Raw genomic sequence first — 12,522 nt, forward strand, 5'->3', positions numbered from 1 at the left:
CCTAGGCCTGCGCCGAGAACAGAAGGCCTTTGGTACAGAGGTGCTACGTTTTGCGGGTCAAGTAGTCCTGAAGCGCTTCGTCTCCGGCTTTCCCTTTCGTAAGCACTGATCAAGGTTGCAGGGGGGGCGTTGCAAAGGATCTTTAAGTGATGAGGCAGCGGATCTCTAACGGGGTATTAGCATTTCGATCTTTTTCGAGGCGCGCTTGTTGTCCTCGATTGAGATGGCAAATTCATTGCTCAGATCATTCAGCGAAAAGAACCATCGATCAAATGTCGGCTTGATGGTAGGCATGTCAAGTTCAACATGACCGCCAGGGAGCGGCTTTCCGCAAATGCAGAAGAATACGAGGCGGAACCAAGGCTTTTGCGAATCGCAAAACAATAGCCAGTGAGGCCACTGCATGTCCAAGTCCCTGATGAATCTGACTACTTCCGGAATTTCGACGAGTTCGCGAGGGTCCTCGCAATAGCCATCAATTGATATTTCCAACTTATCTTTAGCTACTAGAATTACCTCGCGGCTTGAGATGAGCTCTGTTAGCAAATTGAGTGTTGTGTCCAGTAGTCCGGACTCGATATCAGACCTGGAGATTCGCAGGTAAAGCGACTCAGGGTTTTCGGTGACAAGTCTCTCAACTAGGTCGCTTCGAGGCATCTGATATGCTACTGGAAACTGTTCCATGTGTGATTTGAGATGGGTAAAGGATGACATGAATGCGTCGGGCAACTGCACCTCTCCTTTGCTATCCAAGTTCACGTACGGATCCGAGTCTCTTTCTAGTGCATCGAGCAAGCTGCTCATGTCCGAAGCCGTTGGCGGGCTGGCTTGAGACGGAACAAAGATCTGGAAAAAATACGAGTTGATGGACACATGCCTAAGCGCCCAGTGAGCGGTGTCAAATCCCGGAACTCTGAATGCGCCAATTCTGAACCAATCGGGTCGATGAGTCGCATCTAGATCTTCGGCGTTGGCAGGTAGCGGTAACCCATTGCGCAGTACGGTCGGAGCAACGCACTTGAGAATGACGCGTAGATTTGGTGGGATCGCTGCTGTTCCGAGTATGATGTCTCTGTACTCGGAGAGTATTTCGACGTCATTTCCTGTCATTCGTGAAGAATTGTAGCTGAGCTTAAGCAGCCATCTCACAAGTAGGTTGTAGTCGAAGATGAAGTTTTGAGAAGTACGCGTGTTGGTGGAATGGGCCATGTGCCGTGCATACAAGTCCTTCCCGTAGCCGTCTAATGCTGAAAGTGGGCCGTTATTGCATTGCCTGCACACATCGCCAATCTTGAGCTCCCCTGCAACTAGTTTTCCTTTAGCTTTTTCTGAGAATCCTGCGCCAGATTTGCTATTCCGCCCCTTGTAATACCAGCTAGGTATTACGTGCTCTCTGGTCATCTCTGCTGCCAAGCCACAATATTGACATGTCTTCATTTTGAGTGCCCATCTTCCGAAGTTGCTAGTCGTGTAGTACATCGCTCAACACAACTCGCCTACGGTGCGGCCTTCTTAAGCAAGCGCATGTATGTCTGAGACGTGTCCCTCCCCTCCCAAGCAGCTTTGACGTGTTCCGCAATCTTAGGTGCATCCGACTCAATTGTTGAGCGCCACAGGTTTGGGCTGTATTCGTAGACTCTAAGCATGTTGTCAATATCAAAGATACGGCCAGTGTCAGAAGCTTTGACTAGGACAACGGGCTTATCCTCTGCCATTCTTATTCCGAGCTCAAACAGAACGTTTGGATTGTGATCTGTTAGATCCGCAATGACTAGGTCGGCCTCGAGCAACTCGTTGATGATGGTCGACTGAATGACGTCGCTGCCTTGCCTATTTGCAGTCTCCACGACGAAGCCCGCGCTAATTCCCGCAGGCGTCAACAGGCTGCGCAGGACTTCTGTAAAAAACCCTTTGGGGCGGCTGGGGTTTCTTTCTACAAAAGGCATAATGATGAATGCCTTGAGGGTCCGGTCGCTAGCGCCCTTGGGGGCACCCAAGATCACTGTCGAAGGACGTTCTCCAGTTGGAGCATCAACCGTGCCGTAGTCTACAGAGCCGTCCGTTATCCCCAGTTCGGTACAATTTTCTCGAAAGATCGTTGAAAATTCTTCATGATACCTGGGGGCCAATCGGAATTCTCGTTCCAGAGTATTGCCGAGATACTTCATTTCGGGCAAATTTGCACCCTTGTAGTGCTCTAGAACCCTGTCGAAGATGGGAATTCGTCTAAAGGCATCGACCTTTTTGGCGTGCTCCAATTCAGCGTTCGAGGCATACAGGATTTCTGTGCCCAATTCGGCGATAGATATTGCTGCGCTATCTCGAGTGCCTTCGGTTAGTCCGTAGTCGCGCGAAGCTGCGGTTAGATAGAAAAATTTTGCCGACATACCTAGACCGAGGGCCTTCGCAACCTCCGATGGCTGCCAAGGGTTTCCACCGTTGAAATCTCGAATAGCCTGAGCCACTCTCAACGCATCAATGACGGTATGTATGGGGTAGGTTCGTCTGCTGTCAGATCCGCCTGCTCGGCTACTTTCTTTATCACTCACCTTCTTTGGAGGTGCTTTACGAGACAAGGTTGCTTTCTTTGCGACCGGGCGCTTTACATTGGTTCCTTTTTTCTTCACGGACTTCTTGCTGCTACTCATTGCCAATTTTCCTGGACTGGTTGGAGGTAGTAGATTGTCGAAGACCTTCATTCCTAGGGATCCGCATGTGCTAGGTGGCTGTCATTAACAGTTCCTTCGATATGAGAGCTTTCCGAGGAGCGGATCACTTGCTCCAATGCCCAAGCACCCATTCCCATTGCTGACTCGAGTAGTCCCATCTCCAGTGAGCTCGCACCCATTTGGTCTTTCCGATAGGTCGGATGGTCTGGATGTTCTGGATTCGATCCGGTGGCTTTGGCGGCTTGGGTGGATGGATCTTTCGTAGGGCCATGAATCGACTCTCCTCTAAAAGTAGTGGGAGTGGATCGAGACGGATTGAGTTGAAAGTGAGCTGCTCAAAGTTAACGCAGCGGAATTTGGCGCAAGGTTATCGGCGTTATGGCAGAAACTGTGATGCTGGTCAAGTTGGCGAGCCGGTCAATCTATGCTCGCGTGCCAGAGATGCAGGACGCTGCGGACGATCCGTATCCAAGCACCATCTCGCATCCTGTCCTAAGTTGGACTTATCGCCACTTACGGTCAGTCTGTCAATGTCATCCCCCCTCACCAAACGTATCGTCCTCACGGCAGAGCCCCGGGATCGCCCCTATGAGCTCAGAGACGCTCAGGTTCGCGGCCTGATCTTGCGAGTGCAGCCCTCAGGGCACAAGGCTTGGATCGTTACCTGGGCGCACGGTAAGCGTCGTACGTTGGGTTCGGTCGAACATCTGTCACTTGATCAGGCCCGCGACCAAGCCCGGCAAGCAGTCGCTGAATACGTTCAGTCCGGATTGCCGGCGCTCGCAAAGTCCAAGCCCACTAGTTGCACGCTCGAAGCGCTGCTCAACGATCACTTCGAGCCTTGGGCTATTGCCGAGCTCAAGGGTGGTCGTCAGTACCCGGATCGCATCCGATCAGTGTTCCCATGGCTGCTACGCCGTCAGATCATTGAGATTGATGTGCCGACGATGGAGCGATGGTGGCGCGCGCGCGTTACTGGACCCGATGCTGTCACTAAGGCCACCGCAGCGCGCGACTTTGCTTGCCTGAGGTCAGCGCTTTCGCGGGCTGTGGAGTGGAAGTTGATCGAGACCAATCCCCTCATGGGCATGCGTCAGCGATCAGCGGCTAGCCGCAAGGTGGTTCGGTTCCTGTCCCCGGACGAAGAAACGATGCTCCGGGCCGCGCTCGCAGCGCGCGATCTAGCCGGGGTTGAGGGCAGGGCGAACGCTAATGCGGCCCGACGTAAGTACCGGCAAGCGGTTCTGCCTGATTTGCCGATGGACGGGTATGTCGATCACCTAACGCCCGTGGTTCTTACAGCCATGAACACCGGTATGAGACGGGGTGAGCTGCTGTCGATGACATGGGCCGACATCAACTGGGAAGCAAAGATGCTCACCATCCAGGCGGAGAACGCCAAGTCCGGCAGGCAGCGTCACATCCCTCTGAACGTCGAAGCCATGGAAGTCCTGCAGCGTTGGGCCAGTCAAGCGGGCGAGCGACGCGCGGGCAAGGTATTCGAGGTGAGCGACATCAAAAAAGGGTGGGGCAAGCTGATCACTGACGCCCGCATCGAACAGTTCCGGTTCCATGACCTCCGGCATCACTTTGCATCGCGCTTGGTGCGGGCAGGGGTAGACCTGAACACTGTGCGCGAGCTCTTGGGTCATGCAGACATCACTATGACACTGCGGTATGCGCATCTGGCCCCGGACACCTTGGCGGCGGCTGTCGCAAAGCTGGCGGCATGAGCCGATTAACCCGGCTGCTGACCTGCTAGGCGCTCAAGCTCCTCGCGCATTCTTTGGCGGTCATCAGCTGGCAGCTTGGCGAAAGCCAAGATTGCCGCAGCCAAGTCATCATCTTCAGCGAACAGGTAGGCGACCGGCACGTCCAGCGCGCTGGCGAGCTCAGCCGCCTTGGTCATGTCGGCTTGGTTCCTTTCGCGCTCGTACCGGTTGATCAGCACGGCACCCCGATTCTTGTCCCGATCCTTATCCACCATTGCCCCCAGCGCGCGCTGGGACAACCCGCGCAGAGCTCGAGCTTCGGACAACCGTTTGGAAAACGTGGCGGTAATGGCTAGGGGTGAGGGCACGCGGAGGTAACGGTGAGTGAACCTGCTGGAGCATGGGCCATATACCTATTCAGTAGAAGTCTTTACCATTGTGGTAAATAGCGTTGCACGTGGTGTGACCGGCCGCAAGGGGTGGCTGGGCCCGTCGGCGCTCAGTCGGGGACGTTGGGATGAAGAACTGGATTTCGCTTGCTGCGGCCGTGTCGTTGGCGTTGACGGCGGTAGCCCCAGGGGAGGCTGTTGCACAGCAGCGCTCGTACGACCGCTTCAAGAATCGAACGTCTTACGACGCCAAAGTGAAGCTCTCAGAGCTTTCCCGGACGAGCAGGGGTGTCTCTTTGAGCCTCAGCAGCGTGGTTGACGGAGATCGCGCTGTGATGAAGTCCGACAGTTTTACGGTGTCGGCTATTGTGACCTTCAACATGTCTTATGACGTTCGATGCGCAGGCACAGGATTTGACCTGCTTGTAGACGGAAATGCCAGTTCGCTTCCCGGCGACATGCCGACCTTCAGTCGACACGAGTACGCAATCCTCTCTTTCGGCAAGAAGATGACCTTGGCGGAGGCATCGGCTTTCGCTGGTGCCAAGAAGATTGAGGTCCGGGTATGCGACACCGAATACACGCTCCACGACGAGCAGCAGACCGCGCTACGCGACCTAGTCAGAGACGCCCAGGCGACTCCTCCATCCGCCCACTGACTTCTCTAGCGCGCGTGCATCCCAACAAGGAGAGATGAAGATGCAAGATAGCAATGCAGCAACTAACCCATACCAATGTCCTGCATGCGAGGCACCGATCCCATCCGGTCGGACGTCCGCAACGTGTCCAAAGTGCTACGCAAAGCTGCCAAAAGCCATTGTTGAATCGAACCGTGCCAGCGTGACGGAAGGGCAAGAGCGTGGCTCCGCAGCTGCGTGTGTGATCTTCGGCTTGATTGCCCTTGGTGTCGGGCTCTACTTCCTGATCAACCCATCAGCAAGCGGTTACGGCAACTTCGCAAACATGCATGCGCTTGCAATCGGTCAAGCTCTGACCGTCGCTGGGGCTGTCTTGCTTGGGTTTGGCATTCGCCCTCGATAACTTGCTCGCTAGCTTGATCGGGCCCGTTGGCAGAGATGTCAGCGGGCCTTTCGTATGTGCCAATGTCTGCGATCTGGGGCCATCTTCGATTGGGGGTGCTATCCGTAGTCAGAAGCGCACTGGCACGCCCTGCCGCGTGATGTGGGGCGCTCCGCCGACTCTGCATGCAGGGATGTAGCTACTCAGTCCGACGCGCGCTGTGACGCGATTGGTTGGCATTGCTGAGGCTGCTATCGAGTAGAGGGTCAGGATCATCCGCATCCAAGTCGCGAAGTCCTAGGTGAGTCGGGGAAGTCGCGCTACGTCGCTGCCGAAGTGGGGGTAAAGCGTGGGGCACTCCATACAGCCGGAGCGTGCATCGTGCCTGGCTGCTACGCCAAACCGTCGTTAGATTCCAGTGCCGAGCGAATGACTGCCATGGACGATGAGAAGTCTTTCAGCTGCCTGTCCTTCAGATCTCCCAGGTAGCTGACATTGATCTTCTCCCAGGCATCATTGGCGCGGCGTAGAAGCTTCTTGCCATCGTCAGAGAGTCTTGCGTACTTCTGTCGGGTGGAGTCAAAAAAGATAGGTTCGTCTTGCCACTCTTCGATCAGACCGGCGGCATCCAAGCGCCTATAGATGCCTGTCATCGAGGTCGGTGACATGCCCAAGCTCTTCGACACATTGGCTCTGATTGCGTGTGATCCCCGTTTGCAGAGTCGATCAATTTCGCTCAGTGCCAGAAACATGTTCGTGTCGAAACGGACGTCATTCAGCTGCTTATTGGTCTCCAAACGGATTTCATCCAGCTGCTCATCGAGCCTTTTCCGAACTAGCCTTGCCAGTGCCAACAGTTGCTCGATCTCAGGGAACTTTCTAGTCGTGGGCTTCATACATCAGGGAAATATGGGGGGAGGTCCGTATCGTACATCCCCCCATATTGCAGTCGCTAGGCTACTCGTGCAGCAAGTCGCTGCTACTAGGAGATTCCAAAATGAGTGACATGTATCGTGCAATTGAACTGTGCTGCGCCCGGTGCGAGTCCGCGGCTCGCCTCGAGGAGGTGGAGCGTGAAATTGCCGAAATGCTGATTGATGACTATGTCTTGGAGAAGGACGAGGAGTGTGCAGGTCTGCGACCGCTTGAGAGCGCCAGCCTTACGGACTTCCAAGCAACTGAGGAGTTTGGGCGGCTGATTGCAGGCGCGCTTGGAGTGCTGCAGACCGAGTACAGCTTGCAAACTTGTGCTGATTCCCGCTTCCGTGCTCTGTGGAAGGCACGTCAGGCTGTTGAACTGACCGGCATTCCGTACGCCTTCTACATCAAGGAAGCCGTCAACTATCTTCGCAATCTGAGCGTTAAGCACATCAACCCGACTTCGCTGACCAGGCGGGACGTTCAGTTGTATGTGATGGCACGCTTCGTCGAGGAAACTGCGCCTAATCGCGTCTAATTCGTTCGGCGTCGAGTAGGCAGATGAGAGTGTCCGGTGCGGAAGGGCCCTCCGCACCTGGCCGACTTGTCCAACGATCCGAAAGGGAGGGAAAAGGTCGGGAAGGTGGATCGTCAGATTCGGGCAGCGACAACAGCTAGTTGGAAGGGGGGAGCTCTCGCCCGCCCTGCTCCTTGCACTGCCACATATGCCGGGGCTAGGCCGTATGGCTACCCCTCCCGCAAAAAGTTCTGACTGACCGGCGATTTCATCGGCCCGGTCGGTATAACACTGTCTTTATCGAGGAGGGCAGGAGAATGGCTCGGAACAAAAAGTCAGGCGCGACGCGCGCGAAGGCAAAGGCCAAACGGCCTAACCCCGCCCGAAAGAAGGCGTCTGCGAAGAACATCATAGAAGCGCAGAGCAGGGATGCCGCGTATCAACGCGCGCTGAAGTCGGCTGATCCCGTGAAACGACAGGTGGGAGAGCAAGTCTTCCAGCGCACGTACATCGATAAAGGCTTGCTCGCCAAGGAGGCGTCACTGCTGCACACTCGCTGGGTCGGGAACCGCTACATGTCCCCAGTGCAGGCCACACAGGCGTTCACGGACGCATATGTCGCTGCGTACCGTGCTGCTTGGGCGCGTCACTTTGACCCTTCGGAAGCGCCTCACAAGCAGCCCTGTACGTCAAGTCTCGCATTGAACGACCGAGCGGTTATCACCAGCTTGTGGCAGGCCCGTCAGAAGGCTGACGAATTGGGGATGCCGTACGATCTGTTCTGCGAAATCGTCATGGAGCGCTGGATCGTAGGCCGGAAGACGAAGCACCCACCATTGCCAAACCAGCTGCTTTCCGGGAAGTTGTTCGACGCATGGATGCGCGGACACCCCTCCTGGGCTGAGGCTAGTGAGCGGTTGTTCTTGCCCGTTTGGGATCGACGCTTCTTTATGGAGCCGTCCGGAGAAGATCCTGTGCATGCTGCAGCAATGCGGGCATTGCGTGCCGATGTGCTTCATGCAAAGGACGGGCCGGCCAAGCTGGCACGATATCTTGGGGTCGATGGTCCGCTGACAGAGGCGCGTGCCGGGGCGATGTTTGAAGCAGATATGGTCCGGGATGCGCTGGTGACTGTCGCCGTGCCTGCTGAGGTTAACGAGGCGCCTGAAGGATACGTTCCGGCGTGCATCGGCAATCGTAACGACGTGCGGGATATGCCCTGTCACAACTGCCCATTCACCGTCCAGTGCTCGAGCGTAAAGCGGAAGGTGACACGCGCGCTGAATGCCGCAGGCGTCTCAGGCGATCCCCGTGCTGATAGGAGGCGTGAGCAGAACCGGAACAGCCAGCGCAAGCATCGCGAGGAGCAACGGCGAAAACTGGCTGCATAGCGAGCGCCGACAAGGTCTTACGCGTGCAAACGAGCTTGCTTGTCAGCAGCCCCATAAGAGCTATACATCAAGAGCAACTACCTTCTCTTTGAGAAGGTAGATATTTATTGGGATGCCAACGTTGATGTCCCGTGACTGGTCCCATCGGTACTCGGGCCTTCGGCCCTCGCACCTCGGGTCCAGATGCGCGCCCCTTCGGGGACGCGCAGGGGGTTAAGTCCGGAGTTGATTGAAAGAAGTTTGACGGGCGTTCAATTGAAGCGCCTGCAAGAGCTTCTAGCTACTCTCTGGTGCCTCTGTGTAGGGGTGTTGCTGTCTACCTCTGCGGCGTAAGTAACGGGCTTCCTGTGCGTGCTGGTGAGCATCCCAACTGCGCCATGTCGCCTCGCAGTCCCGGTTCTTCCGCTTTATCCAGACTGCTTGCGCCAGTGTAAAGTGATTTCAACAGGTCACCTCATCCATGGGTGATTTTTGGACTTCTAATGCAAGAAGGCCGGTGCGAGATCTGTGGCGCAACTTGGTGCATCGAGAGAAGCCGTTGCACGGACGAGAGTGGAGGGGCTGGAAGATTGATTGCAATCCGGCATGTCGTTCTTGCAGGCTGCATCCTGCCCCATGTGAAACGCTATCAAATCGCGTGCTCTTGGAGCCCTGTATGGCAGGTGCGGGCGGCGGTGCGTCTGCCAACGCCTGCAACAGTAAGGTGGACGGGCAAGTATGAAGTGTACGGTGAGGTTTGACTTTGTAGGGGCGGCAGAAAAGCGTAGCTTTCAGGTCTCATCCCCTGCGACCGATATGTTCAAGGATGCGTTAAACAATCGCCGGGATGACCACATGGACCGTTGGAAGTGGATGATGGCAAGGATGTACGCGCCAGCACTGGGGGCTTTGGCGCTGGGGTTGCTGTTGATGCTGCCCTTGGGGATGATACGGGAGAGCCAGTTGCTTTCAGAGATCTACGCAGTGGCGCGCCTGGCTCCGGCTTTGGCGATCGTGGCTTCGGTGATCTTTGGACTTATCGCCACTGTGAGGCTATGGCGCTGTGATCAAGGAAGCAGCCCGCTGGTTTGCGAATGCGGTGGCTTGCTGGGACGGGAGCGTCCTGGGCTTTTTGGTGCATATCGAAAGTGTCTCGCCTGCAGCCGCAACGTCAATGAGAAGTACTACACGTAGGTTCGGCTCCGGGGAGGTACACCGCAAGCGAGTGTCCGCCTTGAGTGCATGAGTCAGCCCCGCCCAGCAATCCCCAAGGGTTCGCGCGCTCGGATGGGCTCAAAGTGCCGGCTCCCCGGCTTACAAGGCACTTATCAGTACTCTGGCTGACAAGGGAGCTTGGCGAAGTCATTGTTCCAAAAGGGTATCGGCCCGGTTGTGGTGCTGTAAGCAGCTGCATCAGTACTGCAAGGGTGGACGCAGATGGGCCTGCTGGAGGTGATGCTGGTGGCAAGGCCATTAGCAAGCGAAGGGGCTATTTGGCTCGAGGCTACAGCTCTCGGGCATGGTTTACGGTGGCTGGGAGCGGCTTGGGAGTTCAGGTGCTGGCTTGCCTCCCGATGACCGATGTATATTTTAGCTTCAGGAGCAAGGGGGCTGAAATGGAAGATCGTTCGTTGCGGTTTGGTGTCGAGGCGCATAACGGTATTGAGCTGAACGTCTGGCAGGGAACTTTGGTTAGTTCCAGTAAATTTGGAATCAAGTTTATAGTTAGTGCTGATTGTGATCTGCTGAACTCAAATGGTCGCGACGACCTGTTCTGCCTTAGTGTTCTGCCTGCTAGGGAGTACATTGGGAAATTCGCCATACCGGACTGTGCCGAAGAAATTATGGATCTTCTTCTCGCTGAAGTCAGGGCTATCGCCAATGCGATGAGTAGCCCTATTGGTGGGGTTTCCAATGAGCCGCTTCGAGAGTGGCTTGTTCGTGGAGGCGAGGTGCGCTGGCGCGCTGACATTAAGGGAATTCACAAGCCAGATGTGGCATTCATTAATTGCCTGGTTCAACCCGTGGAGGTATTGGCGCGCGTGGTTGAAAGTGGACATGTCATCGCTCCAGATTTAATAAAGCTTAAGTCTGAGGACAGCCAGGTTGCAAAAAGGCTCGAAAAGCTGTCAGCAAAAATTAAGAAGGTGCTTTCGAATAGAATGCAGGGCGGTCGATCTGATATTTATATCATACCTACTATTCCTGGGGTGCTTGAAAGTGGATTCGTAGTTCCATTTCGGACTTTGACTGTAGCTTCTCGTCGCGATATTTGTCGTTCAAAGATGGACCTAATTGATCATCCTGATGCCTATGTTCCTGTGGGCGTGTGTAGGCCCATGCTTACCCAGTCCCTGCTTCAGAAACTTATGTCGTACTTTTCTCGAATCGGTGTTACGAACTCGTTTAAGGAAGAGCAGGACGAAGTTGTTAGGATTCTTGTTGGGGAGATTTCATGAAGAACTACATTTTTATATCTGCGTTAGCCTGCGAGTATTTCCGTTCATACGGCCCCCCTGGGGATGAATGGCTCGACTCTCCGGGAGCAAGCGAGGTCTCGTTGCCGCAATGGAAGAGTGATGACGGTGATGTGATCGTTGTAGCAAGGCAGGAACTTGCCGATCTTCAAGTGGAGGTATTCTCGGTAATTGAGTTCGGGAGAGATGGAGTTCTTTCCGGGGTGATTAAATCAAGGCGTCGGGATGCATTCAACAGGGTGCTGAGAGTGTTTCAGTCAACCGCTGATTCGAGGATGCCTGTTCCTGCTCTTTGGAAGCCTTTTAATTATGATAGTCAAATCACTATTCAGGCCGCGTCACGAGTTTCCGGCGATAGCTCAAGGATTCTGATTGATAGGCTTGTTGTTGGTCAGGTCGGTGCGATATGTACGGGCGTTGTAGCGCCCTCAGTTGAATTTAAAACCAAATTTCCCGATCCGATCGATCGAAATGTAATCCGAAAGAGATTGGAGAAGTGCCAATCTTTAGTGGATCGATCCTGGCGGCCCAGTGAAACTGATTGCTTTGAACTTGAACAGTCAAACAAGATGCTCGGCTTCGGCGTGTCACTTCAGGCTTGGTACGACTCACGCTTAACGGCATCGCAGCGCGCGTTCGTTGATCAGGAGCTGACTCGGAGTTTGCGCGTTCGTGGCCCGGCGGGCAGCGGCAAGACGGTTGCGCTTGTGGTGAAGCTGCTTAGACACCTTCTTGGCTCGCAGTTCACTGCGAAGCCGCAGAGATTTGCGTTTCTTACTCATAGTCAAGCGACCGTCGATCTTGCGCGATCCATGATTCGTGGAATGCTCAGTGATGAGGAGTACGGTAGAGTGATGGGCGAGGGTGGGCCTCTCTACATTGGCACGCTGTACTCGCGGGCATATCGGACACTCGGTGCTGAGCTTCGCGGTCTAGAGCCGCTTTCACTGGATGGTGTTGAGGGTCGAAACATGCAGGCCGAGATGTTGCGCTCGGTCGTGATCGCCTACAGGGCTAAGGATTGGGCAGCAAGACGCGGTGGAGTGACTGATGATTTTGCGCGAAGCCTTGAGAGCGTCGCTGATGGGGTTGACTTAGTCCCGCCCTTCATCTTCGAAGTACTGCTCGAATTTGCCTGCGTCCTAGAGCCCGGTGGCTTTGCGAGATCCCGGTCTAAGCGAGATGACTACATCTCCAGAGCGCATCGCGATGCATGGCGCATGCGGTTGTCGACAGAAGATGAGAGGCGCGTAATTCTTGACCTCTACGCTGAATTTCGCACTCAGATGCGTTCCGTTGATGCGATGACTGTGGATCAACTTATCGCTGACTTTGACAGGTTTCTCGACTCTAATTCGTGGGAGATGACTCGTTCTGAAGACGGCTTCGATGCTGTTTTTGTCGATGAGTTGCATTTAATGAATCGATTGGAGCGCATGCTGATTAGCTC

The 12,522-nt window shown here is 54.9% G+C and carries 11 protein-coding genes; 7 read left to right on the forward strand and 4 right to left on the reverse strand.

All coding sequences use genetic code 11. From position 1 onward, the window contains the following. Nucleotides 1-165 precede the first annotated feature (165 nt). Together AC1DR7_RS14300 and AC1DR7_RS14305 are read right to left on the reverse strand one after the other, a co-directional pair. Nucleotides 166-1,479: a hypothetical protein gene (locus AC1DR7_RS14300; RefSeq protein ID WP_478052819.1), complete on the reverse strand. Its 1,314-nt coding sequence runs from the start codon at nt 1,477-1,479 to the stop codon at nt 166-168. Nucleotides 1,480-1,496: 17 nt separating this feature from the next. Next, the gene (locus tag AC1DR7_RS14305) at nt 1,497-2,648 is read right to left on the reverse strand and encodes a hypothetical protein (protein ID WP_478076527.1); all 1,152 of its coding nucleotides are present in this window, start codon (nt 2,646-2,648) and stop codon (nt 1,497-1,499) included. Nucleotides 2,649-3,199: 551 nt separating this feature from the next. Here AC1DR7_RS14305 and AC1DR7_RS14310 point away from each other — a divergent pair. Next, entirely contained in the window at nt 3,200-4,402 is a 1,203-nt protein-coding gene (locus AC1DR7_RS14310) for a tyrosine-type recombinase/integrase (protein WP_478053015.1), read from the forward strand. A gap of 5 nt (nt 4,403-4,407) precedes the next feature. On the opposite strand, the gene AC1DR7_RS14315 is transcribed toward AC1DR7_RS14310, so the two are convergent. Beyond that, nucleotides 4,408-4,656 (reverse strand): XRE family transcriptional regulator, encoded by a 249-nt coding sequence (locus AC1DR7_RS14315; protein ID WP_478053014.1) that lies wholly within the window; start codon nt 4,654-4,656, stop codon nt 4,408-4,410. A gap of 242 nt (nt 4,657-4,898) precedes the next feature. On the opposite strand from AC1DR7_RS14315, the gene AC1DR7_RS14320 reads away from it, so the two are divergent. After that, entirely contained in the window at nt 4,899-5,429 is a 531-nt protein-coding gene (locus AC1DR7_RS14320) for a hypothetical protein (RefSeq protein WP_478052189.1), read from the forward strand. Between the two features lie 753 nt (nt 5,430-6,182). Here AC1DR7_RS14320 and AC1DR7_RS14325 read toward each other — a convergent pair. Then, nucleotides 6,183-6,686: a MarR family winged helix-turn-helix transcriptional regulator gene (locus tag AC1DR7_RS14325; protein ID WP_478052188.1), complete on the reverse strand. Its 504-nt coding sequence runs from the start codon at nt 6,684-6,686 to the stop codon at nt 6,183-6,185. 101 nt (nt 6,687-6,787) lie between these two features. Here AC1DR7_RS14325 and AC1DR7_RS14330 point away from each other — a divergent pair, with 101 nt between their 5' ends. The 5 genes from AC1DR7_RS14330 to AC1DR7_RS14350 form a co-directional block, all read left to right on the forward strand. Next, nucleotides 6,788-7,246 carry a hypothetical protein gene (locus tag AC1DR7_RS14330; RefSeq protein WP_478052187.1) on the forward strand — a complete coding sequence of 153 codons (459 nt, stop codon included), beginning with the start codon at nt 6,788-6,790 and terminating at the stop codon, nt 7,244-7,246. A gap of 296 nt (nt 7,247-7,542) precedes the next feature. Further along, a complete protein-coding gene (locus tag AC1DR7_RS14335) occupies nt 7,543-8,616 on the forward strand; it encodes a hypothetical protein (protein WP_478053012.1) in 1,074 nt (357 codons plus the stop codon). 729 nt (nt 8,617-9,345) lie between these two features. Next, on the forward strand, nt 9,346-9,789 hold the full coding sequence (locus tag AC1DR7_RS14340; RefSeq protein ID WP_457321479.1) for a hypothetical protein: 444 nt from the start codon (nt 9,346-9,348) through the stop codon (nt 9,787-9,789). A 380-nt stretch (nt 9,790-10,169) separates the two neighbouring features. Further along, nucleotides 10,170-11,054: a hypothetical protein gene (locus tag AC1DR7_RS14345; protein WP_478054814.1), complete on the forward strand. Its 885-nt coding sequence runs from the start codon at nt 10,170-10,172 to the stop codon at nt 11,052-11,054. Further along, on the forward strand, nt 11,051-12,522 hold a 1,472-nt coding region (locus AC1DR7_RS14350), incomplete at its 3' end, for a UvrD-helicase domain-containing protein (protein ID WP_478076528.1). The genes AC1DR7_RS14345 and AC1DR7_RS14350, both read left to right, overlap by 4 nt.

The sequence above is a fragment of the Stenotrophomonas sp. P5_A9 genome (assembly GCF_056400525.1).

Bases quoted from the DNA above. Each gene is read 5' to 3' on its own strand.
- AC1DR7_RS14305 (WP_478076527.1), bottom strand. From the start codon at position 2,648: ATGAGTAGCAGCAAGAAGTCCGTGAAGAAAAAAGGAACCAATGTAAAG.
- AC1DR7_RS14325 (WP_478052188.1), bottom strand. From the start codon at position 6,686: ATGAAGCCCACGACTAGAAAGTTCCCTGAGATCGAGCAACTGTTGGCA.
- AC1DR7_RS14320 (WP_478052189.1), top strand. From the start codon at position 4,899: ATGAAGAACTGGATTTCGCTTGCTGCGGCCGTGTCGTTGGCGTTGACG.
- AC1DR7_RS14315 (WP_478053014.1), bottom strand. From the start codon at position 4,656: ATGGTGGATAAGGATCGGGACAAGAATCGGGGTGCCGTGCTGATCAAC.
- AC1DR7_RS14330 (WP_478052187.1), top strand. From the start codon at position 6,788: ATGAGTGACATGTATCGTGCAATTGAACTGTGCTGCGCCCGGTGCGAG.
- AC1DR7_RS14300 (WP_478052819.1), bottom strand. From the start codon at position 1,479: ATGTACTACACGACTAGCAACTTCGGAAGATGGGCACTCAAAATGAAG.
- AC1DR7_RS14335 (WP_478053012.1), top strand. From the start codon at position 7,543: ATGGCTCGGAACAAAAAGTCAGGCGCGACGCGCGCGAAGGCAAAGGCC.
- AC1DR7_RS14345 (WP_478054814.1), top strand. From the start codon at position 10,170: ATGACCGATGTATATTTTAGCTTCAGGAGCAAGGGGGCTGAAATGGAA.
- AC1DR7_RS14310 (WP_478053015.1), top strand. From the start codon at position 3,200: ATGTCATCCCCCCTCACCAAACGTATCGTCCTCACGGCAGAGCCCCGG.